24 protein-coding genes are annotated in these 20791 nt (G+C 62.1%); 9 read left to right on the forward strand and 15 right to left on the reverse strand.

Translation table 11 applies throughout. From position 1 onward, the window contains the following. Window positions 1-9 precede the first annotated feature (9 nt). The 6 genes from ACVW1B_RS29940 to ACVW1B_RS29965 all read right to left on the reverse strand — a co-directional run bounded on the left by ACVW1B_RS29940 (window position 10) and on the right by ACVW1B_RS29965 (window position 5853). Window positions 10-1773 (reverse strand): adenylate/guanylate cyclase domain-containing protein, encoded by a 1764-nt coding sequence (locus ACVW1B_RS29940; RefSeq protein WP_092080760.1) that lies wholly within the window; start codon window positions 1771-1773, stop codon window positions 10-12. 176 nt (window positions 1774-1949) lie between these two features. After that, complete coding sequence (locus tag ACVW1B_RS29945) at window positions 1950-2222, reverse strand: DUF2312 domain-containing protein (protein WP_016841616.1); 273 nt, start codon at window positions 2220-2222, stop codon at window positions 1950-1952. Between the two features lie 249 nt (window positions 2223-2471). Beyond that, on the reverse strand, window positions 2472-2774 hold the full coding sequence (locus ACVW1B_RS29950; RefSeq protein ID WP_050422684.1) for a DUF1244 domain-containing protein: 303 nt from the start codon (window positions 2772-2774) through the stop codon (window positions 2472-2474). Window positions 2775-2811: 37 nt separating this feature from the next. Further along, window positions 2812-4491 (reverse strand): recombinase family protein, encoded by a 1680-nt coding sequence (locus ACVW1B_RS29955; protein ID WP_456822659.1) that lies wholly within the window; start codon window positions 4489-4491, stop codon window positions 2812-2814. A gap of 348 nt (window positions 4492-4839) precedes the next feature. Continuing rightward, window positions 4840-5427, reverse strand: a complete 588-nt coding sequence (locus ACVW1B_RS29960) for a hypothetical protein (protein WP_456822660.1) — start codon at window positions 5425-5427, stop codon at window positions 4840-4842. A gap of 102 nt (window positions 5428-5529) precedes the next feature. Then, the gene (locus ACVW1B_RS29965; RefSeq protein WP_456822661.1) at window positions 5530-5853 is read right to left on the reverse strand and encodes a hypothetical protein; all 324 of its coding nucleotides are present in this window, start codon (window positions 5851-5853) and stop codon (window positions 5530-5532) included. 180 nt (window positions 5854-6033) lie between these two features. On the opposite strand from ACVW1B_RS29965, the gene ACVW1B_RS29970 reads away from it, so the two are divergent. The 3 genes from ACVW1B_RS29970 (at window position 6034) to ACVW1B_RS29980 (ending at window position 8028) form a co-directional block, all read left to right on the forward strand. Continuing rightward, window positions 6034-6285, forward strand: a complete 252-nt coding sequence (locus ACVW1B_RS29970; RefSeq protein WP_456822662.1) for a hypothetical protein — start codon at window positions 6034-6036, stop codon at window positions 6283-6285. 202 nt (window positions 6286-6487) lie between these two features. Continuing rightward, window positions 6488-7414, forward strand: a complete 927-nt coding sequence (locus ACVW1B_RS29975) for a helix-turn-helix domain-containing protein (RefSeq protein WP_456822663.1) — start codon at window positions 6488-6490, stop codon at window positions 7412-7414. Then, on the forward strand, window positions 7411-8028 hold the full coding sequence (locus ACVW1B_RS29980; RefSeq protein WP_456822664.1) for a hypothetical protein: 618 nt from the start codon (window positions 7411-7413) through the stop codon (window positions 8026-8028). The genes ACVW1B_RS29975 and ACVW1B_RS29980 overlap by 4 nt, the downstream gene beginning before the upstream one ends. 210 nt (window positions 8029-8238) lie before the next feature. Here ACVW1B_RS29980 and ACVW1B_RS29985 read toward each other — a convergent pair whose 3' ends face one another. After that, window positions 8239-8721 (reverse strand): hypothetical protein, encoded by a 483-nt coding sequence (locus ACVW1B_RS29985; protein WP_456822665.1) that lies wholly within the window; start codon window positions 8719-8721, stop codon window positions 8239-8241. Window positions 8722-8772: 51 nt separating this feature from the next. After that, the gene (locus ACVW1B_RS29990; RefSeq protein ID WP_456822666.1) at window positions 8773-9027 is read right to left on the reverse strand and encodes a hypothetical protein; all 255 of its coding nucleotides are present in this window, start codon (window positions 9025-9027) and stop codon (window positions 8773-8775) included. Between ACVW1B_RS29990 and ACVW1B_RS29995 the strand changes: the two genes are divergently transcribed. Further along, a complete protein-coding gene (locus ACVW1B_RS29995; RefSeq protein ID WP_456822667.1) occupies window positions 8986-9963 on the forward strand; it encodes a hypothetical protein in 978 nt (325 codons plus the stop codon). The genes ACVW1B_RS29990 and ACVW1B_RS29995 overlap by 42 nt on opposite strands. Before the next feature lie 589 nt (window positions 9964-10552). On the opposite strand, the gene ACVW1B_RS30000 is transcribed toward ACVW1B_RS29995, so the two are convergent. Then, entirely contained in the window at window positions 10553-10858 is a 306-nt protein-coding gene (locus tag ACVW1B_RS30000; protein ID WP_456822668.1) for a hypothetical protein, read from the reverse strand. On the opposite strand from ACVW1B_RS30000, the gene ACVW1B_RS30005 reads away from it, so the two are divergent. After that, entirely contained in the window at window positions 10851-10979 is a 129-nt protein-coding gene (locus ACVW1B_RS30005; protein WP_456822669.1) for a hypothetical protein, read from the forward strand. The two genes, ACVW1B_RS30000 and ACVW1B_RS30005, sit on opposite strands and share 8 nt — an antisense overlap. A gap of 188 nt (window positions 10980-11167) precedes the next feature. On the opposite strand, the gene ACVW1B_RS30010 is transcribed toward ACVW1B_RS30005, so the two are convergent. Further along, the gene (locus tag ACVW1B_RS30010; protein ID WP_456822670.1) at window positions 11168-11398 is read right to left on the reverse strand and encodes a hypothetical protein; all 231 of its coding nucleotides are present in this window, start codon (window positions 11396-11398) and stop codon (window positions 11168-11170) included. Window positions 11399-11583: 185 nt separating this feature from the next. Further along, entirely contained in the window at window positions 11584-13335 is a 1752-nt protein-coding gene (locus ACVW1B_RS30015; RefSeq protein WP_456822671.1) for an ATP-dependent nuclease, read from the reverse strand. Window positions 13336-13883: 548 nt separating this feature from the next. On the opposite strand from ACVW1B_RS30015, the gene ACVW1B_RS30020 reads away from it, so the two are divergent. Next, window positions 13884-15317: a chromosomal replication initiator DnaA gene (locus tag ACVW1B_RS30020; RefSeq protein WP_456822672.1), complete on the forward strand. Its 1434-nt coding sequence runs from the start codon at window positions 13884-13886 to the stop codon at window positions 15315-15317. 79 nt (window positions 15318-15396) lie between these two features. Continuing rightward, window positions 15397-15960, forward strand: coding sequence for a thermonuclease family protein (locus tag ACVW1B_RS30025; protein WP_456822673.1), 564 nt, complete (start codon window positions 15397-15399; stop codon window positions 15958-15960). Window positions 15961-16054: 94 nt separating this feature from the next. Here ACVW1B_RS30025 and ACVW1B_RS30030 read toward each other — a convergent pair whose 3' ends face one another. Further along, complete coding sequence (locus ACVW1B_RS30030) at window positions 16055-16336, reverse strand: hypothetical protein (RefSeq protein WP_456822674.1); 282 nt, start codon at window positions 16334-16336, stop codon at window positions 16055-16057. Between the two features lie 193 nt (window positions 16337-16529). After that, entirely contained in the window at window positions 16530-16697 is a 168-nt protein-coding gene (locus ACVW1B_RS30035; RefSeq protein ID WP_456822675.1) for a hypothetical protein, read from the reverse strand. A gap of 540 nt (window positions 16698-17237) precedes the next feature. Here ACVW1B_RS30035 and ACVW1B_RS30040 point away from each other — a divergent pair. Next, window positions 17238-17846: a DUF1036 domain-containing protein gene (locus tag ACVW1B_RS30040; RefSeq protein WP_038377731.1), complete on the forward strand. Its 609-nt coding sequence runs from the start codon at window positions 17238-17240 to the stop codon at window positions 17844-17846. Then, the gene (pyk, locus tag ACVW1B_RS30045; protein WP_225162447.1) at window positions 17843-19279 is read left to right on the forward strand and encodes a pyruvate kinase; all 1437 of its coding nucleotides are present in this window, start codon (window positions 17843-17845) and stop codon (window positions 19277-19279) included. Before ACVW1B_RS30040 ends, pyk begins: the two co-directional genes overlap by 4 nt. Window positions 19280-19356: 77 nt before the next feature. On the opposite strand, the gene ACVW1B_RS30050 is transcribed toward pyk, so the two are convergent. Both ACVW1B_RS30050 and ACVW1B_RS30055 read right to left on the reverse strand, forming a co-directional pair. After that, complete coding sequence (locus ACVW1B_RS30050) at window positions 19357-19785, reverse strand: OsmC family protein (RefSeq protein WP_016841620.1); 429 nt, start codon at window positions 19783-19785, stop codon at window positions 19357-19359. 82 nt (window positions 19786-19867) lie between these two features. Next, the gene (locus ACVW1B_RS30055) at window positions 19868-20542 is read right to left on the reverse strand and encodes a TetR/AcrR family transcriptional regulator (RefSeq protein ID WP_026191806.1); all 675 of its coding nucleotides are present in this window, start codon (window positions 20540-20542) and stop codon (window positions 19868-19870) included. Window positions 20543-20791 lie beyond the last annotated feature (249 nt).

The raw sequence follows: 20791 nt of genomic DNA on the forward strand, positions 1-20791 counted from the left end.
TCCGCCCCTTCAGGCCGGCAGCCCTGCCTTGAGCAGGCCGGCCTCGTAACGCGACCGATCGGGCTCGCACTTGTAGCGCTGCGTTGTCAGATGCGTGGCAACCGAGAAGCTCGGCTCGCGCTTCAGCACCTCGGCGGCGTGGGCAGAGGCCGCCACCGTGTTGCCCATCTGCGCGAAGGTCGCCGCGAGGAAGGCATGATGGGTGTGGTCGGGGCGCGTGATGCGCGAGAACGCCTCGACGGCGTCGGCGTATTTCTCGGCGCAATAGCAGGCCCGGCCGAGATGGCTCCAGAAGCGCTCCGGATGGAACGGATTGAGGCGCATCGCCCGCTTGATCCAGTCGATGCCCTCCTCGGGCCGCCCGAGCCAGGTCAGGAGCTCGCCCTGCTGCACGACCACGAGGTCGTAGTTCGGGTTCAGCGCGAGCGCGCGCTCCTGGTGGAAGGCCGCCTTGTCGTGGTCGTCGCGGTTAAGGTTCAGCGCGGCGAGGATCCGGTGCACGTCACTGTCATTGTCGTCGAGCTTGAGCGCGATCTCGAGCTCTGCGGCGACCTGCGCCATGGTCGCGTCGCGGTCGGTGCACCAGTTGTAGACCCAGGTCTGGCCGAGCACGCAGGCCCGCCAGGCGTGGGCATGGGCATAGTTTGGGTCAAGCACGATGGCCCGCTCGAGCAAGCGCTGCGCCTCCGCGTTGTCGTCCCGTGCCGAGCGATGATGCAGCACCTTGGCGGCAAGCACGCATTCATAGGCCGCCATGTTGTCGGTCGGCTTGCGCTTGACGCGGTCATGCGCGGCAGCCTCGACGCGCCCCGGCAAGGTCGCCACGATCGCGCGCGTCATCTCGTCCTGGATCGCGAAGATGTCGGCAAGCTCGCGGTCGTAGCGTTCGGCCCAGACGTGCCGGTCGGCCACGGCGTCGATCAGCTGCACGGTGACGCGGATCCGGCCGCCCGCCTTCCGCACGCTGCCTTCCAGCACATAGTCGACGGCGAATTCCTTCGCGACGTCCTGCACCTTCACGGCCTTGCCCTTGTACACGAAGCTCGAGTTGCGCGAGATCACCAGCAGATCGTGGAAGCGCGACAGCTCGGTGATGATGTCCTCGGTGAGCCCGTCGGCGAAGAATTCCTGCTCGGGATCGCCGCTCATGTTGACGAGCGGCAGCACGGCGATGGAGGGCTTCTTGGCGACGACAGGGGCGGCCACCGCGCTCGGGTGCTCCGGAACGGGCCTGGCACCGGATTCGAGATGAACGCGAAAAACCCGGATCGGGCGCGCGATGTTCTTGACGGTCTGGTCGCCGAGATCCTCGAAGCTCAGATCTTCCAGGCGATCGCCGACCTGATCGCGGACCGCGCCGGAAATGCAGATGCCGCCGGGCTCGGCCAGCGTCTCCAGGCGGGACGCGACGTTGACGCCGTCGCCGAAGATATCGGCACCGTCAACGATCACGTCGCCAAGATTGATGCCGATGCGAAACTGCATCCACCGCGCCGGTGCGACGTCGGCGTTGCGCTTCGCCATCCGGCTCTGGACCTCGGCCGCGCACAGCACCGCATCGACGACGCTATGAAATTCAACCAGCAGGCCGTCGCCAGTGGTCTTGATGATGCGGCCGCGATTCTTGGCGATGGCCGGATCGATCAGCTCGATGCGATGGGTTTTGAGGCGCGCAAGGGTGCCCGTCTCGTCAGCCTCCATCAGGCGGCTATAGCCGACCATGTCGGCGGCGAGGACCGCAGCGAGCCGGCGCTCTGGTCCTGGCACGTCCATCTGAACGATCTGCCCGGTTGCCTCGCCGGCAGTGTAGCAAATCCCGGGATTTCACCCAAGCCTCGACAGGAGGCCTTCCAGCAGCTTTGACCTGAGCCTTTGAGGGGCGCGCCTTGGAGGACGCCTTTGGGGGCGCCCTTGGCGAACGCCCGGCAGAGAGTGGGCCGCCGGCCGCCTCAGAGCATCCCCAAAGCCTGCATGTAGGTCTCCAGGATGGTCTCCTGCTCCTGGCGCTCGTTCGGATCCTGCTTGCGCAGACGGATGATGGCGCGCAGCGCCTTGACGTCGAAGCCGTTGCCCTTGCTCTCGGCATAGACGTCGCGGATGTCGTCCGAGATCGTCTTCTTCTCTTCTTCCAGCCGCTCGATGCGCTCGATGATGGACTTGAGCTGGTCCTTGGCAAATCGCGTTGCGGGCTCTTCCTTGACGGCGGCAGACGTGGTGGCCATCGCGCACTCCTGAACAGGTATCAAAATGTTACGCGAATACGCGCCTTGCGCACCGCTTGCTGCGGGCGACCCTCGATTTTGGCGCGCGTTCCGTCAAGGAAACATCGCGCTCATCCACAGCGCGCCCACAGGAGATGCTGGTCTTTCAGGTATAAACGTCATTCCGGGGCGATGCGGCAGCATCGAACCCGGAATCTCGAGATTCCGGGTCTGGTGCTAACGCACCATCCCGGAATGACGTTGCTCGGCTTAATGCCCGCTTTGGGCTTTCTTCATCGCCGCGAGCTGCTCCGGCGTCGCGCTGCCCTGATACTTCGCCTTCCATTCCTCATACGGCATGCCGTAGACCGCCTCACGGCTCTCGTCCTTGCTCACCGCAAGGCCCTTGGCGTCGGCCTCTTCCTTCATCCAGTTGGACAGGCAGTTGCGGCAGAAGCCGGCGAGGTTCATCAGGTCGATGTTTTGCACATCGGTGCGGTTGCGCAGGTGACTGACGAGACGCCGGAAGACCGCGGCCTCGAGTTCCGTTCTGGTTTTGTCGTCAATGCTCATGATCGTGATCCCGTGTGTCGCGCTCACCATATTGATATCAGGTGGGAATTGTCTCATTTGCCACAAGCGGCATATTAACCCCTTGCTCAGCCAACATTTCTTTGGCGCTCCGGACCTTGGGGAATAGATCGACACCCAAAATCACCCCCAACCTAGCTATTGGCGTCACCTCATAGGCATGCCGGCGCGGGGTGGGATTGACCATGAACCGATCAAACAGGTTACGGAAGGCGCCCCGATACCGGGCCGATTTGGTCGCGTCGGCGCCGATCCCAGCCGCCTTGCTCAGGGCGGCATGCATGACCTCGACATTTGAAGCGAGCCTGTCGATGGCAGTCGGATGCAGGGCAATGACGTTGCCCTCGGCCGCCGCCGCCTCAAGCCTTGCCTCCAACGCCGCCCGCTCCGCTTCCAGTTTGTTAAGCCGCTCCATCATCGCCTTGACGGGCTCGTCGCTTTCGCCGATTGCGGTCACGTAACGGTCAATCTGTACCGTCAGCTTGCTAAGCTGTTTTTGGGCTGCTGCCCGGTCCGTCGAAATCTCCCGCTGTCGCTCGGCCCACCGCGCGTGATAGGCCCGGACATATTCGATCAGGACCTTCGGATTTGCGAGATTGGCCTTCATGCCGTCCAGCACTGCCGCCTCCAAGCCGGAAAGGTAGTAGCTTTTGCGGTGCGTGCAGGTGCCCTTCTGGATTGCGGCGGCGCAAGCCACCCGGCCGCCGCTCTTGGCCGTAACCTGATAGACCCGCATGTTGCCGCCGCAAGCGCCGCAGCAAAGCATGCCGGACAGGAGATGGTCCTTGTATTGGCCGCGCCGCACCCCTGCCCGCCGGTCATGTCCAAACTTGCTGGCGCGCTGATCGCAAAGCGCGTGAACGCGATCCCATGTCGCTTCGTCGATGATCCTCAAATGCGGGGCGGCCGTGACGATTTGATCGTCCGGATTTGCCTTCCGCTGCGTCCGCTTTCCGGTTTCCGGATTGCGGATGGTCCGGTTCGAATTCCAAACGATCTCGCCAGCGTAGAGACGGTTGCCGAGCATCCCGCGCCGCCCCCTCATTCCGCCGACGAAAGTTTGGTGGTTCCAGTGCTTGCCGCCGCTCGGTGATGGGACGCCCTCACGGGTTAGATCGGCCGCAATCTGGCGCGCGGGTTTGCCATCCGCATACTCGGCGAAAATGCGCCGCACGATCGCGGCCTGCGCCGCGTCGATCTCGCGCTCTCCCGGCTTGCCGGGGATGCACCGATAACCATAGGTTAGCGCGCCCGGGAATTTTCCTTCGCGGGCGCGGCCACTGTGATGGCGGCGAACATTGTCGGCCAGATTTTTGAGAAACATCGAATTGACGATGCCGCCGATGCTGGCGTGGATGTCAGTGACCGCGCCGTTCTGGTCAAAGATCGTGATGTCGTTGAAGCGAAGGCGCTTGAAGATCGCGGCGGTATCTTCCGGATCGCGCGACAGGCGGCTGAGACTTTCGGAAATCACAACATCAAACGCGCGCTTCTTCGCGGCGGTCATCAGCGCCAGCAGGCCGTCGCGCTCAAACATACTCGCGCCGGACTTGGCGCGATCACTGAATACCTCGATGACCTTGTATCCCTCTCGCCGCGCAATTTGCTCGCAAAGCGTCACCTGATCGTCGATCGAGCGGTCTCGTTGCAAGTCGCTGCTAAACCTTGCGTAGATGACCGCCGTCTTTTGCTTTCCCATCTTCTCGCCCGTCCGTTCGGTTGTGCAATCGATCCCAATCTTGGTCCGCTGCCGCCCGCCCTAGCTCTGCCGCCAGTTCGAGCCATCGCTTTTCTTGGCTCGGGTGGTTCGGGTTGCGCGGGTCGTCGGGATCAAGAGGCCGGATGGTGCCCGGCCGCTTTTCCCCTTCGGATTTTCGGGAAGATAGGCGGCGGCGACGCATTACTAAACTCGTCGGACATGCCGGGAAATCGTAAAAAGTGCAATGATCCCAGCATCTTACGGTAAAACCGACGCTTTTTGCGTCGGGGTCGGCCCCTCCGGGGCCTGTTCGCTCCGATTTGCCCGCTGATTTGCCGGCGCTGGCAGTTAGCGGCCATCCAGCGATTGGGCCAACCGCATGAGCCTGTCGGCGCCGGAATGCAGACCGCGCAACAGCCATGTCTTGCCCTCGGCCGAGATGGCCGATTGATGCTCGGTGAACCACGCCTCGGTGCGCTCGCAATAGTCGTCGATGAAGCGCCATAGTTTGCGGTTGTTCTGACAGATCGTCGCGGTCCCGGCCCTGGGTTCGGTGCGGCTTACGTAAGCCGCAGTTGCCCCGGTCGATTTTTTTGCTCTGTGCTTTGCTTGATGTGCGCGATTTTTCTGCGCCGCTTCCTCGGCGGCAGCCTCCGGGTCGTCGGCCTTCGCGATCCGCATGAGCTTCTCGATATCGCGGCGGCTACGGTCGATCCGACCGTTGGCCCATTTCCACCAGTTCAGCCCCTCGTCCTCGACGCGCTTACGCAACGAGACCAACATCTGGCCGGCGGCAAGCCGGTGATCTTCGGCGACGATGTCCGATTTGTCGGCAAGCCGCAGCTTGATGTTGATTGCGTTCGCGACCGTATCGAGCGGCTCGGTTTCGTGCCGCGAGACCACCTCTTTCAGGGCTACTACATTGGAGATCGCCATGACTGATTTCCCGATGCTTGCGTTTCCGGGGCGCCCGTCACCGCAACAGTCGCAGTGGCAAGCGCCCCTATCGTGGTGGCGGGCGGTTGATGCGATCCTTCATCACTTCCTTCCCTTCATCAGGAGTTTCATGTTGGCGCGCAAAACGCGCAGCTTGTCGAGCTTCACCCGCAGTTCGGCCTGGCTGTTGACCTCGAGAATGTCATCGACGGCGCTCAGCAAAGGCTCGGTGAGTTGGGTCGCGATGATCTCCTCGGAATAGCGCGCGAGCAGCACCCGCATATCCTCGACGCTCTCCGCGAGAGCGCGCTGGTGCTCAAGGTCAGGAATTCGGGCCAAATCGTTGATGATGATCCGGCTCTGCGGCTTGCCTTCGTCCTTCGCCTGCTTCTCGATCCGCTCCGAAATATCCGGCGGGAGTATCACCTTGAACTCGCGCCCGCGTTTGAACGCCGGGATAGCTTTCTGCTTTTTTGATCGAGGTGCCATCGGGCTTGAAGCTTCCTGAGATCGAACGATATGACGCGAGACGATCCTAGGCCTCTAGTATAGGGTAGTTGATATCCTATTTCTAGGGTAGTCCGAATTCGTTTGAGGAGGTCTCGAATGCCGACCAAAGTCGTCAGCCGCCTGATCCGCCAAAAGTTCTTCTACAGGATCGAGGACGCCGGAGCGCACATCGGTCTTAGCCGCGCGCAAAGCTACCGCGCCGCGACGGAAACCAAGCAGATACCGGTCGAGAAGCACGGGCGGTTTCTGCTGGTGCCGAAAAGGAAATGGGACGCCGAGGTCAAGCGCCTGCTGCGCGGACCGCGCCCGAAGCCGCGCCGGCCTGCGGCCGCCGAGGTGAATGCATAGAAGACCCGTCGCCTACGGGCGGCGCGACAGGCCTCGTCCATGAGGCCGAAACTCAGGCGGGACCGGCGGCGGTGCTGCTTGGGGAAGGGACGCCACCCCGGCGAAGGGCGGCGTCCAAAACCGACCGGCGCAGGTCGGGGCAATCATCGAGACCCCGAAAATAGCGCGCCGGTCCCACCTTCGCAAGAAGGGGACCGCCGCAATGACGCACACCACCGCCGAAGCATTCGAGAGCGGCGCCGAGAAGCCCGGATACGCGCGTGGCCTGTTCCTCTGGCTCCGGCAGGTTGCCGTCGATCGCTCGTTGCCTCCGATGGCGCTTCACGTCGCCACTATCGTGGCGCAGCACGTCAACCAGCGCAGCGGTGACGCTTGGCCGACGCAAGAGACCATCGCAAACGCGCTTGGGATCACCGACCGCGCGGTGCGCCGGAACGTGACCGAGCTTGCCGCCCGAGGTCATCTCGATGTCGCCGTCTCAGGCGGTCGGCACCGGCCGAACGTTTATCGTCCGATCCTGAAAACCCGGACGCCAGCGTCCGGTAATGGGTGCGAAAACCCGGATGCCAGCGTCCGGTTATCCGATCAAAAACCCGGACGCACGCGGCAAGAAAACCCGGACGCGCGTGGCAGAAACCCGGACGCGCGCGTCCAAAAACCCGGACGCCAGCGTCCTACAGAACTACCCAATGAACTACCCATAGAACTACCCAAGGGAACTACCCAACGCGCGCACGCGCGCGAGAGTGATCGTCTCCGCCATGTTGATCATGGTGATCGCTCAGCACGGAAACCGCGTCAACGTCCCGCAAACGGTCACCAGCACGGCGAAGGCTTCGAGGAATTCTATGCCGCCTATCCGCGACACGTCGCGAGAGGCGCCGCCGAGAAAGCCTATGCGCGGATCATTCGTGCCGGCGAAGCGACGCCAGACGAACTGCTGGTCGCCGCCCGGCGATACGCCGACGAGCGCAACGGGCAAGAACCCAAATTCACCAAGCATCCGGCCACGTGGCTCAGCAAACAATGCTGGCTCGACGAGCCGGCAGCGCGTCCCGAGACACCCGCCGAGCGGATCAAACGGCAAAGCGGCCTGCTCGGCAATTTTGACGAAGGAGACGGACAATGAACGAGATCGTTAAATCCGGCGCGAGCACGCGCGATCGCAACACGGCGGTCAGCGTCGAGGTGATCGCCATGGCGCAAGGCACGTTCGCGCGGCAGAAGCCGCATTGGGTCAGCGATCGGCTGGGGAGCATCCTGACAGAGCCGGCGGATCGCAACCGGGAAAGCTACGTGCGGGATCAGCTTGCCGAGGCCGAGGTCATGCTCGCGAACGAAGAATTCCGGCGCCTGTACGCCGCGCTGAAACCGACCGTCGCTGTTGCGACGGTCACCGAGATCAAACAGCAAATCGGCGTGCTGCTGCTGGCCTTCGGCGCGAAGGACGTCGATTTGGGGGACTTTATCGAGATCGCAGCGGCCGAGGTCGCAACGACTGATCCGCCTGTCTCACGTCTGCGGCTGGCTATCGCATTTCGCAACCTGCGTCGCACCGCGCGCTTCCGGCCGTCGATCGCCGAAATTCTGGATGCTATCGCCGAACCCAGTCTCTGGCACGTCGGCTCGCTGCTGCGATTGCCGGATCACGTCAAGGAGGTGCGCCAGCGGCTCGCGCGCGGCGACTTTGCGCAGCGCGTCGCGCAAATCGCCTACGACGGCGCTCCTGACGACGGGCTGTAGGATCATGACGGTTCGGCTCGATCTCAACTCGCTCACGGCCACCGAGGTCGCCGAACTTCGTGACGCGCTGCGCACCCGGCCGGGCGAGCGCAGCCCGGAAACGAAGGCGGCGCTCCGGGCGAGCGACGCCGCGATCCGCGAGTTGACGGCGTTCTATCACGGCCGAAGCCGGTGGGCGGTGGCCGGTGAGATCGCCAGCGCGCTCAGCCGCTACAGCACGTCGGAATGGGTGAGGACGAAGGCCGACGCAACATGCAGGCACCGCGATCGGAAGCGGCAACTGATCTGGATCGCCCTGAAAATGCGCGGCGGACGTGCGCCAAGCGCGTGGTTGATCAATAATATCTTGCGCGGTTGATGTGCATCCATCTGCTCGACGAGCGCGAGAGCATGCTCGACGGCGACATCGCCAGCGAAAAAAGGGCCGTAGTTTCTGCGGGTCTTTCCGAGCGGCGTGTTGCCTGCGCTGGCCTCGTTGATGATCCCCACGTAGGCGACCGAGAGCGTTTCGCCACTCTCGGCACGCGCGATGATTTCTTGCTGGGCTTCCTCGGGCGTCGATGGCGCAGCGAGGAGATAGAGGCCGCTGACCGGGATTTCCAAATCTAACAACTTGTTAGATTTGCCGGCCAACTCCGCTACCTGCATGAACCGGACGGCCGTCATGTCGGCCGCTATCGCGCGATCCGACATGTCAGGGTTCGCGGCGACGCCCGCAGCAGAACGCCCGATCTTTGGAGCGAGCTACCCGTTTTCGCTCCAAACGAAACGTGGTCCGATCACACCGTCGATCATCAGCAAGAGCGCGTCATGGCGAACAGCAATCAGCATCAGAATTTTGGCTTTGGCGGCAGGCCGCAGTTCAAGAACGAGGCCGGCTTTCCGACAGGCGATGCCAGCAACATTGTCGCCGGCCCATTGTCGCCCGGCATGATGGCGATGAACATCGGCGATCCGATGGATATTCTGCCGAACGAAGCGCGCGAGAAGGTCGAGCAAATGCGGCTGCGGCGCGAAGAACTCTCAGCGCTGTACGTCAGCAGCTTCGAGGGCGAGCAAGCGGTGCGCATCGAAATCTTCAAGGTCAAGGCTCGCATCGCGGAATTGCAAAAGCCGCGCGCAGTCGGCGGCGGCGGTCTCGATGCAGAAGACATTCGCGTGCAAACCGAGCAGAAGCGTCTGGACCGGGCGAGCGCCGATCTCGACCGGCTGCTTGCCGCGCGAGCGCCGCGAGATGCAGAGAGCACGCTCCTCGGTCGATTGCTTCAAAACATCGAGGCGGCGATCGCCAAGCGGCCGAGCGGGACCATCGGCGCGATGGTCGAGATCGAGGTGCCGAGCTTCAAGGGAAATATCCTCGACGCGATCGAAGGGCGTCGCCGCCGGCTGCGCGAGCTTGAAGCCGACTTGCAGCGGACGCGATGCGCACCGCATCCGTCGTCGATTGTGAAGGCCGCGATGCGGCGTGAGATCGAGGCGCTCGCCACGCAAGGTGCGCCCGACATGTCCGGCGCCGTCGAGAACGCCGCTCCGATCTCGTTTCCGACCCAGACCAATCAGGTGCAAATTTTCAACGCTGCGCCAGGCACGATCGGGTTTACCGAGCCCCAGCCAAATACCATCGCTCTGCTTGCTTGGTTGTTCGAGGCCGAGATCGTTCAAAAGCTCGATACGCTGATCGACGAGTGCGCCGACGATGACGAGGCATTGATGGCCGAGCAGCGCCGGGAGAGGGAGACCGAAATCGAGCGGGACATGCTGGCGACCGCGCGCGAAGAAATCGCGTTGATCGATCACGCGCAGAAGCAGGGCTTGTCAGTCGATCATCGCCTCGATGTCAGTGTGCTCGCGCTTCTCGGTATCGAGTGGGCGCCCGCGTCGCCGCCTGCGCCGCGCGAGGACGATGGGCAGGCCGATGTCGTTCGCCACGTTTGAACCCAACCTCCCCGATGCGCCGCCGCAGCATCGGCATGGCGGCGCGGCCCGGCGGGTGGGCGATCCTATGCTGCCGCCCATCCGCCGGGAGCGGCCTCACCACCACAAAGCGCAAACGCTCAGGATGTCCGCTGTGCCTCTGACAGCGACGCGATGGCGAACATCAGCGGAGGTCTGAATTGGGCCCCCAGAAGCGGGCATTCGGATGCGGGGCATCTATCTTAAGCCGCTGGCGCGTCGCTACGTTGAGGAAACAGCCGGGGTGAGCCTTCCGGCAGCAACCCGTAAGCCTGGAGCAGGCCGTAAGCGAGCGCTGCTAGAAAGACGAGACCGACAATGCGATTTAGTTTGAGCATATCGCTAGGCGCTCTTTGGTATGAGGCCAAGGAGAAGCCAACCTAAGAAGACGGTCCCCACAAGAGAAGTCGCGAAAACGAAGACGAACAGCGTGGGTTCGTCCCGGTAGTTGACCCAATGAAGTGGTGTAAATCTCCCAGCGAAGAAGACGCTTTCCGCGAAGACGGCACACATTACCTCAGCCAGAAGGAGCAGCCACAACACGAAAATTGGAGCTAATGGCGCAAGTGATTTAGGGAGACGCATTTTCGCGCTCGTTCTGCACGTAGCTTTCGGCAAAGGCCCCAACAAACCAACCGGCAGCGAAGGCACCGATAAGCATGAAGAGATATATCGTTGCGTCGGGGCCAAATTCTTGCTTGTCCCGAACACGATCAAATCCGATCAGCCCCAGCGCACAAATTCCCGCGCAGAGCGAGGGCCAAATCGCCGCGAGCCGCCCTTGAAAGTTTCGCGACAAAGACTTGGATCGACGAAACGATACCACGGCACTCAAGACCAACACGATCAGACAGGCAGTAAGGAAGTACATGGACATGATCCTTTGCCTTGCCATACCGGACAACTCTGAAAAAGCTGCCTGCCGGGCGGATCAAAGTTTATCGATTGCGGTAACTGATATCGGCCACCGCTACGATGCGTCACAAAGTCTGCTGTAAATCACCAGCGGCAATGCCCTCGCGTATCGTAAGACTTCCGCATGGCCGTCAAAGCTGGCGTTTGCGCATCCGGATCAGACCTCGGCCCGGCGAGCCTTTTGCCGGCCCGGTAAACCTGTTTACCCGCGTTTTCTCGGCCGGCCGCTGTCGGAGACCGGGGCTATGATTTACACAGCACCAGTGACCGTTTATGGCCGCCGCGCTGCGATCGATCCGACAGCGCCGGCGAGGTCCGCCTCGGTCAAACTCAAGTCCCGCATTTGCGTAACCTGCTTGGCTTCCAGCGCCGCCCGCTCCTTCATCGCCAGCCGCTCCTTGCCGCGAACTTTTCGCGTCCGCGCGCCAAACCGGATGCGGTCGCTGTGCGATAGCCGCAGCCAAAGCCGCCAGCATCGTTCGAGATCGTCATTCACAAGCATTCCGCCGCCTCCTTTCCGTCATCCGGGCGGATACTACACGCGGCTGGGCCGGCGAACCAATTGAAGCCGCGTGGGTTTCCGGTCCGACTGCTCATGAAGCAAAACCCGGAGACGGCTTCGGAAAATACGCAGAAGGCCGGCGGTGCCGCGTACCCGCAAAGTTCTGGCAGGCCCCAAAGTACCTTTTAGGCGTTCGCGGCGCGGATGAGGGCCACCAAATCCGTTACGTTCTCCCTAAGATCAAGAATATCTAGCTCGGCAGGCCTGCTCGCTACGATCTTTGCAACCCGCACCTTGTCTATGTCCCTAACTACTTTGTCGGGGCCAGTGCCCGACGAGGAGCGCGACCTAAAGTGTAGAGCGTGTCCATATGGGCTAGCTGACACGGCGGAATGATACTTGGCGGAATAGACCTCTCCGACAGCAGCTTGCAGGGCATCGTGCGGGATATAGTTCTCGATCTCTCTCCCTTTGGTGACCCACACCTTACTGCGCGTGTCCTCAAGCTCGGCAACAATCCTGGCCTTTGTGTCGTTGATCGGCGAGCCGGCGTTCGATTTATCGCTGTCGATGATGACGCACAAATTCTGATTGAGAGATCGCAATCGAATGAACTCGGTGACCTCCTCGTCCGTCGCCGATAGATGGCTTAGCAACCGGCCGCCGTAGAACATGATGGAGTAATGAATACTCTCCTGTAATTCAGGGGCGACGCTGGCAATCCAGTGTCTTAGGTAGATGCGATCAGACGGTCCCTCCACCCAGATCACGAAGTTCGACTGTACGATGTCTGATGCGCGCACGCCCAAGTCCGAGCAGATCGCAAACCGCTCCTTCCGCAGAATGCTTTCCTTGATCTGAGTTTGAACGCCGTCGTTCGTGACGTGAAATATGGCCGCGCCCGGCGTATCAATGAAACTCGGCGAATGTGTTGCCACGAAGTACTGATTGGAGGTGTTCGATTGCAGGTACGAGATGAGTTTCCGCTGTAGCAGCGGATGCAAATGACTTTCCGGTTCCTCAATGCAAACGATTTCGTTTTGACTGATCGTACAGAAGGCGGCAATTAGGACCACCTCGTGAATACCTGTTCCTAGGCTTGATAGCGGCAACACCTTGTTGTCCATGTGGACCAGCACGTGCTTTCGATGATGCGGTATCTCAATTCTTGCTTCTTTTCGGCCCGTGACGGTCTGTAGAAACGAATTGATCCGCTCAAACAGCCGGAAGTCCTCTCGCTTATCATGATCGGGACTTTGTAATTCGGCCAGTCGGCCGATAAGCCCCCTCCCGCTAAAGTCATTGAAGGCGTCCGCTGCTTCACCAACCTGCCGATGGGTTGGAATGAACCGCACGGCAGGAAGCCTTTGAGGTTGGGCATCGAAAAAGAGCTTGAGCGTCTCGGGCACCCAATGCTGGTCAATCCCACCACCGCCGCTCCCGGTAAATGCATTCCACAAGGATTGCCACGGGCCAAGGTCTAAAGCGCGCTTGGCCCGATCCAGTATCGCAGGCTCAATGGGATCGCCACTTCGCCGATCATTTTGCACCCAGATGAGTTCATCGTCAGCCATTGCTTGGCAGACGCGCTTGATGGATTGGTGGAAAGTACGAACCGAGTGATCGTTGAAACCGCGGGACTTAGTGGTCAGGCCGAACTGAGCAATCACCTCATCTGTGAACGTCTGTACCGATAGGCCGACAGCGAAATAGAACGTACCTGTCTTCGCCCCTGCATATGCGTCAACCGTACCGACGATTTGAGGTTCTTTCTTCTTCTTGCTCAGGTAGCGGTGGATCAAATCCAAAATCGTGGATTTACCAGCGTTATTTGCGCCGATAAAGAAGTTGAAGTCCTTGAACGGACCCAACTCCTGCTTTGCAGGTCCGATCCCGCGAAAAAATTGAACTGCCAAACCTTCAAGATAAATCGACATCGGAACGTTTGCTCGCCTCAGCGGTGCTTGGAAAAAGAGTAAGCTACTAAGCGAATAACGTCACCGCTCGCAACCTTTGCGCGTAACCAACTCACACGACTTTGGACTAGCGCCAAGGGCGAAAGTCGCGGCGCGCCAACAGCGCGAGAAGTCCCTTCGCGAAAAACTCACGCTATGCAACCTTGAGCTTTTCGGCTCTATTGAAGCCGAGCGCAGGGGGTGTACCGCGCCTTGGGCTCACCAGCGGCCCTAGCAACCTGAGCTAGGGCCGCGCCTCATTAGGGCGAGCCCGGGCACCCGTATTCATCCGGAATGGAAGTCTGCGTCGCACCGCAGCATATACGCGGTGTTCATCGAGTTCATATTCCCCCCCCCCCCCGCCCGGCCATCATGATTGATGGCCGGGCTTTTGCGTTCCTCACAAAGTCACGAAACCGCCGGCCTCGACATAGCCGCCCGCTGATATGCCGCGCAGCTCAAAGTGTTTATCCACACTAATCTAGTGTCACCGTTAGTGTTCAATCTGCACGCGAGTTACATTCATTGTCATGGCTCGCGTCCAGAACCCAACCCTGTTTTCAGCCTATTTCGGAGTATCGTCACAAGCCCTGGCGGCGGCTGGGCTGATCGACCCTTTCCTCGACGTTGACATGCCGTTGTTCATTGATCCGGTGCTGCTGGAGAAGTCCGGCAACGAGATGATCAATACGACGGCCATTGGCCGGTTTCGGCAGCACTTCGAGATACTGGTGCGCATGCTCAACATCTCGAAGGCAGAGAACGACGCGGCTTGGAAGGCGGCACGGCGCCAACTTGACCTGAGCGAGCCACCTGAGAATGGGCTGGGATATGGCGGAAGCGGCCGATCAGGCAACTCCCGGCCTGAGGATATTCGTGAAGCTATCCTCCGCACGAGCAAGGAGATCATCACTCTGGGCGCGAGCGATCCCGAGATGATCTCGCTAATGGGCTTCTTTGAGGAGGATGTGGGTCCCGACACCATCAGCGACATGACAACGACGGTCATCATCGAGGAGCTGGCGGCGATCACGGAAGCTTTTTGTCAGGCGAATGGCGTTCCGCTGTTTTCGTTCGATGTCTGCACAAGGCACCAGTTGCCAAAGTTCGTTAACGCGAGAGGTCGCCCAGCGCCGATCGTCCTAGTTCCCGAGGATATCGTCCGTGAATTGCCCATCGCCAACGATTGGTCGGATATTGAGCGCGCTGCGATGGAAAACACGCGCATACGTGACCGAGTAAACCGGTTTCTGGGCGGAATTGTTAGACCCACCGTCGCCGACCGAAAGCATGCACTTCGTAGTGCCGCCTTGGGTTCACCGGCCGACTTCAACTTCTTCTTGGCGGCTGTAAAGGAGAATGTCAGCAATTACGATCCGAACCTAGATGCGCTCGGATACTATAAGCTCAAGGCTATCGTCTCGGACGGCTTTGCGGGCCTCAAGCAGGCAACGCCATATAATTTGAAACTCGGCCCCAACGAGATAATGCGCGTGGTCAAAGATACAATCGCCCAGTTCAAGCGTCACGTTGAGGCGGGCAATTTGTGGGAGGAGCTTTGGGTCGGTGGCAAGCCCAAGAAGGAACGCGCGTCGCAACTTATTTACTACGCGATCGCAGATGCATTTTGCAAAGCGAACGATTTGGATATCTCGCCCGAGGCCAACATGGGCGGAGGACCGATCGATTTCAAATTCTCAAGCGGCTATCAGGCTCGCGTATTGGTTGAGATGAAACGATCGAGCGGCACGGTCGTGCACGGTTACGAGAAGCAATTGGAATTCTACAAGACCGCCTCACAAACCGATTTTGGTGTGTTTGTCGTCATCGACTACGGTGATCTGGGCAATAAGCTGAATGAGATCAGGCGCATCCGTGATGAGCGCCTTCAGGCAGGCGAGCGGGCCTCCGAAATCGTCATCATCGATGCCAGCCGAAAGGCTTCGGCGAGCAAGAGAAAATGACGTCGAGAACCACCTATGCCCGCCCGATCTCCCTTGCGGGCGGATGCGACAATCTGTCCGCAACCCGGGCGGGTGCGCAATGAAGCCCTCCGGTATCGTGACCAGCACTATGGCCGTCATTCCCTTCCGCCGCCCTGAGAAGAAGCCGCAGAAAGGGCCACCAGCGGTGTGGCCCGTGTGGCTGATCCTTGCGGCGATTGCGCCGGTCATGGCGTACTTCTATATGACGCGAACGGGTCCGCAGGTCGCCCACGCGCCCGATCCATTGCGTCCGCCTGTGACCGCGGAGATCGTAGTGGTCGATGGCGACACTGTCAGGCACCAGGGACAACTCTATCGGTTGGCCGGCTTCGACACACCTGAGAAGGGCGACCTGGCGCGGTGCGAGCAGGAAGGAAAACTTGCGGAGAAGGCGACCGAGCGATTGCGCCAGTTGATCCTGAGCGGCAATGCCGATCTTCGTCGCGTCTCTTGCGAATGCAGACCCGGTGACGAAGGGACGCCGCGATGCAACTACGGACGACTGTGCGGCTCACTTGCCGTCGGTGGACACGATGTCGGCCGAATTCTGATCAACGAGGGGCTGGCGCATCCTTACGTATGCAGCGCCGGCAGATGCCCTCGGAAACAGCCATGGTGTTAGCGGAGAAAGCGCGACAAGATCAAGTCGGCCATCGCCCAAAGGAGCAGCGCCGCAATCAGCCCGTGTAGTATCTTTGCCGGAAGGCTGTCTGGCTTCATCGAACGATCCTATATCGTCGCGCGACTTTTCTGCGCGGCTCCTTGTTAGCGTTGCCTCGGTTGAGCGCCCGCATCACGCCGATACGCGCCAGCATCGTCGGGCCACCGCGCGCTACCAGCATCAGCGCCTCGATCGCGGCCTGCCATTCCGGCGCATCGTGCTCGCGCTTCGGCAGCTTGGTGATGTAGGTGGCGGCGTCGCGCAGCGTGATCAGCTTGGTGCCGGCGGGGAGCAGGATCGGATCGTCGAAGGCGCGCTCCCAGCCACGGTCTATCATTTTTTTAGCCGCGCGTCGGGTACGAAGTCCTCCGGCATCTCCGGCAAGTCTTCCGGATCGGTGAGGTCGCTCCCATTGCAGGACGGGCAAGGTGCGCCAGCACCGCCGCAAGCGCACGCCCGATCGCCGAAGAATGGCCGATCTGGGTGGGTCTCACAAACCCACCGGCCATTGTCGCACCGGGTACAGAATTTCATGATCTCCACCCCGGCGAGAACGGAACCGCGTGTCCGATCATGTCATGCCAGTTCGGCACGATGTTCACCGCGCCAGCAGCGCCGCACTCCTTGCAGACAAGGCACCAGCCCACGCGGGTCCATGGCCGGTCTTGAGGCAGCATGTCGAGGCGGATATCGACCATGCGGCTGCACCCGTGGCACCGGACGTTACAGGTGGCATGGCCGTCAGCAATCCAGTCGGCCGGGCTGCCCGGCGGGTAGCGACCTGACCATTTCGTGTAGCGGCGGCGTGGCATGCCGCGATCAAAGCGCCGTGACCGGCGGCTGGCAAATTATCAATCCCTCGCGGGTCCGCGCGGCGCGAGCCTACCGTTGGTCGTGGGATTGGAAGCATGGCGACCCAGCGGGGCTTTGGGGGGCGCCCCGTCTGGTAACATTTACGGGTCTCGGCACTGGAAAGGGCGCCCGGGGTTGACCCTTTTCATGCGATCGCGCGCCAGAGGGCGGGATCAGGCGGCAGCGCGCCAGCGGCCCAAGGAGACCATGTCGCTATGATATTTTTGGCAATCGGGAATTGTCACAGATTTTGCCATATCGGCGCGCAAAACGGACCCGTCCGGCCACCCCGGCCATAGTCCGACAGCGTCGCAGACGGGCGCCTGCCCGTTGACAGTGCCGGCCGGGCACGCGAAATCGTCCATGATTTGATATAGCTTCGCTGCATGAGCCCAACAGATTCCCTCGCCTCAGCTCCCCGCAATATCCGTCTGACGTTGGCCGGCCTCCTGCCGGTGCTGGCGCTGGTCGCGGCCTGCCTGTGGACGAGCCCGGCGGCGGCCGATTTCCGGCTCTGCAACAACACCTCGAGCCGCGTCGGCATCGCGCTCGGCTACAAGGACGCCGAGGGCTGGACCACCGAGGGCTGGTGGAACGTGTCGTCGCGCACCTGCGAGACCTTGCTGCGCGGCAACCTTGTGGCGCGCTATTACTACATCTACGCTCTCGACTATGATCGCGGCGGCGAATGGTCCGGCCAGGCCTTCATGTGCTCGCGCGACAAGGAATTCACCATCAAGGGCACCGAAAATTGCCTGGCGCGCGGGTTCGACCGCACCGGCTTCTTCGAGGTCGACACCGGCGAGCAGCGTGCATGGACCGTCCAGCTGACCGAAGCCAACGAACAACAGCCGCAGAAAGTACCGGGAATGCCGGGCGGCGTGGGTCCAGGAAGTCCCGGGGCGATGCCGGGCCTGCCCAACCCGCCGCCGGGCGCAGCGCCTCCGGGCGCGTCTGGTCTGCCGCCAGCCGCACCACCCGGAAACAAACCATGAGACGACTGCGTCGAATCAAGATCCTCGCAACGCTCGGCCCGGCCTCCTCAGACAGCGCGATGATCCGCAAGCTGTTCGAGGCGGGCGCCGACGTCTTCCGCATCAACATGAGCCATACCCCGCACGACAAGATGCGGGAGCTGGTCAAGACCATCCGCAATGTCGAATCGAGCTACGGCCGGCCGATCGGCATCCTGGTCGACCTGCAAGGGCCGAAGCTGCGGCTTGGCTCGTTCGCGGAAGGCTCGACCCAGCTCAAGAACGGCCAGAGCTTCATTCTGGATTCCGACAAGACGCCGGGTGACAACAGCCGCGTCCAGCTTCCGCATCCGGAGATCCTCGCGGCGCTCCGCCCGGGCCATGCGCTGTTGCTCGACGACGGCAAGGTGCGGCTGATCGCCGAGGAAACCTCGCCCGAGCGCGCAGTCACGCGCGTCGTGATCGGCGGCAAGATGTCGGACCGCAAGGGCGTCAGCCTGCCCGATACCGATCTGCCGGTGTCGGCGATGACCGCAAAGGACCGCGCCGACCTGGAAGCCGCGCTGCCGGAGGGGATCGACTGGGTCGCGCTGTCCTTCGTGCAACGTGCCGAGGACGTGATCGAGGCCAAGAAGATGATCCGCGGCCGCGCCGCCGTGATGGCCAAGATCGAGAAGCCGCAGGCGATCGACCGCCTTGCCGACATCATCGAAGCGTCGGACGCGCTGATGGTGGCGCGCGGCGATCTCGGCGTCGAACTGCCGCTGGAGCGGGTGCCGAGCCTGCAGAAGCAGATGATCCGGATGGCGCGCCGCGCCGGCAGGCCGGTGGTGGTCGCTACCCAGATGCTGGAATCGATGATCCAGGCGCCGGTGCCGACGCGCGCCGAAGTCTCCGACGTCGCCACCGCCGTCTACGAAGGCGCCGACGCCATCATGCTGTCGGCGGAATCCGCCGCCGGCAAATTCCCGGTGGAGGCAGTCTCCACCATGAACCGCATCGGCGAGGAGGTCGAGCGCGACCCGACCTATCGCAACGTGATCAACGCGCAGCGCGTCGATCCCGAAGCGACGGTGGGTGACGCCATTGCCGACGCCGCGCGGCAGATCGCCGAGACGCTCGACCTGTCGGCGATCATCTGCTGGACGTCATCAGGTTCGACCGCGATCCGCGTGGCGCGCGAGCGCCCCAAGGTGCCGGTGGTCGCGATCACGCCGAACCTCGTCACCGGCCGCAAGCTGTCGGTGGTGTGGGGGGTGCATTGCGTGGTCGCCGAGGACGCTCACGATCTCGACGACATGGTCGACCGCGCCGGCTCGATTGCGTTCCGCGACGGTTTTGCCAAGGCCGGCCAGCGCGTCATCATCGTTGCCGGCGTTCCGCTGCGCGCGCCCGGCACCACCAACATGCTGCGCATCGCCTCGGTCGGCCCGAAGGGCGACGCGCAGCTCTAGATTCCAGTTTGACGCGTCTTCTTCACACGAACCGGTGCCTATTTCGCTCGAAAACGCTCTAACCCGCCGCGCCGCGATCAGCCCTGCAACGACGCGTCGAGCGTGATCTTGGTGTTGAGCAGCTTCGACACCGGACATCCGGCCTTCGCCTTGCCGGCCAGTTCCTGGAACGTCGCATTGTCGGCGCCCGGGATCTTCGCCGACAGCGTCAAGTGCACCGCGGTGATGGCGAAGCCGTCGGCGACCTTCTCCAGGGTCACATCGGCCTTGGTCTCCATATGCTCCGCCGTGAGCTTGGCTTCGCCCAGGATCAGCGACAGCGCCATCGTGAAGCAGGCGGCGTGCGCCGCGCCGATCAGCTCCTCCGGGTTCGAACCGGGCTTGCCCTCGAAACGGCTGGCGAAGCCGTAGGGGTAATCCGAGAGCGCGCCGCTCTTGGTCGAGATCGCGCCCTTGCCGTCCTTGATGCCGCCCTGCCATTTGGCCGAGCCATGGGTCGTCGTCATGCGTTGCTCCGTGAGGTGGTTGAGCCCAGCCCGCAAAACTACAACGCCATTGCGACAGAACTGTTCTTCGCGCGCGCTGGCCTCAGGCGCCGACCAGCGCCTTCGCCGGAGTCGTCGCCTGCACCACGAGGCCCCGCGCGCGTGCGTCCATCACGCCGACCGCGCGCAGCGCTAGCAGCGTCACGGTCTGCACCGCGTCACGCAGCTTGATCGGATCGTCGAGATTGGCCGGCGCCAGCGGGCCGACCAGCGCTTCATGCAGCGCGCCGAGCAAGGCAGTGGCGGCCAGCGCCGTGTCCTGCGCCGGCAGGTGGCCGGCGCGCACCGCGGCATCGATGCGCATGGCCAGCTCGCCGGAAATATCGCGGCGGCTGGCGAGGCGCGAGGCGGTGACGTCGACGTCGACCGGCTCGGCCAAAATGCCCCAGGCGAGCTTGCGCTGCGACAGCACGTGGACCGCGATCGTCGTCACCGCGGCGGCAAGCGCCGATGACGGCCCTGGCGCGGCATCGGCGGCACGCCGGATCGCCGTGAGCTCGTCGCGCGAGACTTCAGTGATCAATTCCGAGATCAGCTCGGCCTTCGACGGGAAATAGCGGTAGACTGTTCCGGCCGCGACATTGGCCCGCACCGCGACGGGTGCGATCTGGACCGCCGCCATGCCGCCCGCCGCCGCCGCGTCCCGCGCAGCCGACAGGATGGCGCTGCGCCGCGCGGCCAGCCGTTTCACGACCTGATGAGTTCGCCGGTAAACCATGGCGTTCCGTCCCCCCGCCGTGCGCCCCGGCCGGCGCCCACCGGCAGAACACACGAGTCTTCAACGTTTTGAGCGATTGATCCCGCAATCGCCTGAAGAAGTGAACAACTATTCAGACTGAATGACAAGCTGGAATTGTAAGGATTTTTTGCAACCTCTGGTACCACCTCTGATTGAGCCGGCGACGCTCCGGCCGCTCCCGGCCGGATCAGGGCCGCGATGGTAAATCGCCGGCTAAGGCGATCGCTC

This window comes from Bradyrhizobium sp. USDA 4502, from assembly GCF_054063355.1.

Excerpts from the sequence above, each read along its gene's own strand:
- ACVW1B_RS30030 (WP_456822674.1), bottom strand. The coding sequence starts at position 16,336 with ATGATAGACCGTGGCTGGGAGCGCGCCTTCGACGATCCGATCCTGCTC.
- ACVW1B_RS29995 (WP_456822667.1), top strand. The coding sequence starts at position 8,986 with ATGGATATTCTGCCGAACGAAGCGCGCGAGAAGGTCGAGCAAATGCGG.
- ACVW1B_RS29985 (WP_456822665.1), bottom strand. The coding sequence starts at position 8,721 with ATGTCGGATCGCGCGATAGCGGCCGACATGACGGCCGTCCGGTTCATG.
- ACVW1B_RS29945 (WP_016841616.1), bottom strand. The coding sequence starts at position 2,222 with ATGGCCACCACGTCTGCCGCCGTCAAGGAAGAGCCCGCAACGCGATTT.
- ACVW1B_RS29955 (WP_456822659.1), bottom strand. The coding sequence starts at position 4,491 with ATGGGAAAGCAAAAGACGGCGGTCATCTACGCAAGGTTTAGCAGCGAC.
- ACVW1B_RS30035 (WP_456822675.1), bottom strand. The coding sequence starts at position 16,697 with ATGGTCGATATCCGCCTCGACATGCTGCCTCAAGACCGGCCATGGACC.
- ACVW1B_RS29975 (WP_456822663.1), top strand. The coding sequence starts at position 6,488 with ATGACGCACACCACCGCCGAAGCATTCGAGAGCGGCGCCGAGAAGCCC.
- ACVW1B_RS30040 (WP_038377731.1), top strand. The coding sequence starts at position 17,238 with ATGAGCCCAACAGATTCCCTCGCCTCAGCTCCCCGCAATATCCGTCTG.
- ACVW1B_RS30005 (WP_456822669.1), top strand. The coding sequence starts at position 10,851 with ATGGACATGATCCTTTGCCTTGCCATACCGGACAACTCTGAAAAAGCT.
- ACVW1B_RS29960 (WP_456822660.1), bottom strand. The coding sequence starts at position 5,427 with ATGGCGATCTCCAATGTAGTAGCCCTGAAAGAGGTGGTCTCGCGGCAC.
- ACVW1B_RS30020 (WP_456822672.1), top strand. The coding sequence starts at position 13,884 with ATGGCTCGCGTCCAGAACCCAACCCTGTTTTCAGCCTATTTCGGAGTA.
- ACVW1B_RS30025 (WP_456822673.1), top strand. The coding sequence starts at position 15,397 with ATGAAGCCCTCCGGTATCGTGACCAGCACTATGGCCGTCATTCCCTTC.
- ACVW1B_RS30010 (WP_456822670.1), bottom strand. The coding sequence starts at position 11,398 with ATGCTTGTGAATGACGATCTCGAACGATGCTGGCGGCTTTGGCTGCGG.
- ACVW1B_RS30000 (WP_456822668.1), bottom strand. The coding sequence starts at position 10,858 with ATGTCCATGTACTTCCTTACTGCCTGTCTGATCGTGTTGGTCTTGAGT.
- ACVW1B_RS29970 (WP_456822662.1), top strand. The coding sequence starts at position 6,034 with ATGCCGACCAAAGTCGTCAGCCGCCTGATCCGCCAAAAGTTCTTCTAC.
- ACVW1B_RS30050 (WP_016841620.1), bottom strand. The coding sequence starts at position 19,785 with ATGACGACGACCCATGGCTCGGCCAAATGGCAGGGCGGCATCAAGGAC.
- ACVW1B_RS29950 (WP_050422684.1), bottom strand. The coding sequence starts at position 2,774 with ATGAGCATTGACGACAAAACCAGAACGGAACTCGAGGCCGCGGTCTTC.
- ACVW1B_RS29940 (WP_092080760.1), bottom strand. The coding sequence starts at position 1,773 with ATGGACGTGCCAGGACCAGAGCGCCGGCTCGCTGCGGTCCTCGCCGCC.
- ACVW1B_RS29980 (WP_456822664.1), top strand. The coding sequence starts at position 7,411 with ATGAACGAGATCGTTAAATCCGGCGCGAGCACGCGCGATCGCAACACG.
- ACVW1B_RS30055 (WP_026191806.1), bottom strand. The coding sequence starts at position 20,542 with ATGGTTTACCGGCGAACTCATCAGGTCGTGAAACGGCTGGCCGCGCGG.
- pyk (WP_225162447.1), top strand. The coding sequence starts at position 17,843 with ATGAGACGACTGCGTCGAATCAAGATCCTCGCAACGCTCGGCCCGGCC.
- ACVW1B_RS30015 (WP_456822671.1), bottom strand. The coding sequence starts at position 13,335 with ATGTCGATTTATCTTGAAGGTTTGGCAGTTCAATTTTTTCGCGGGATC.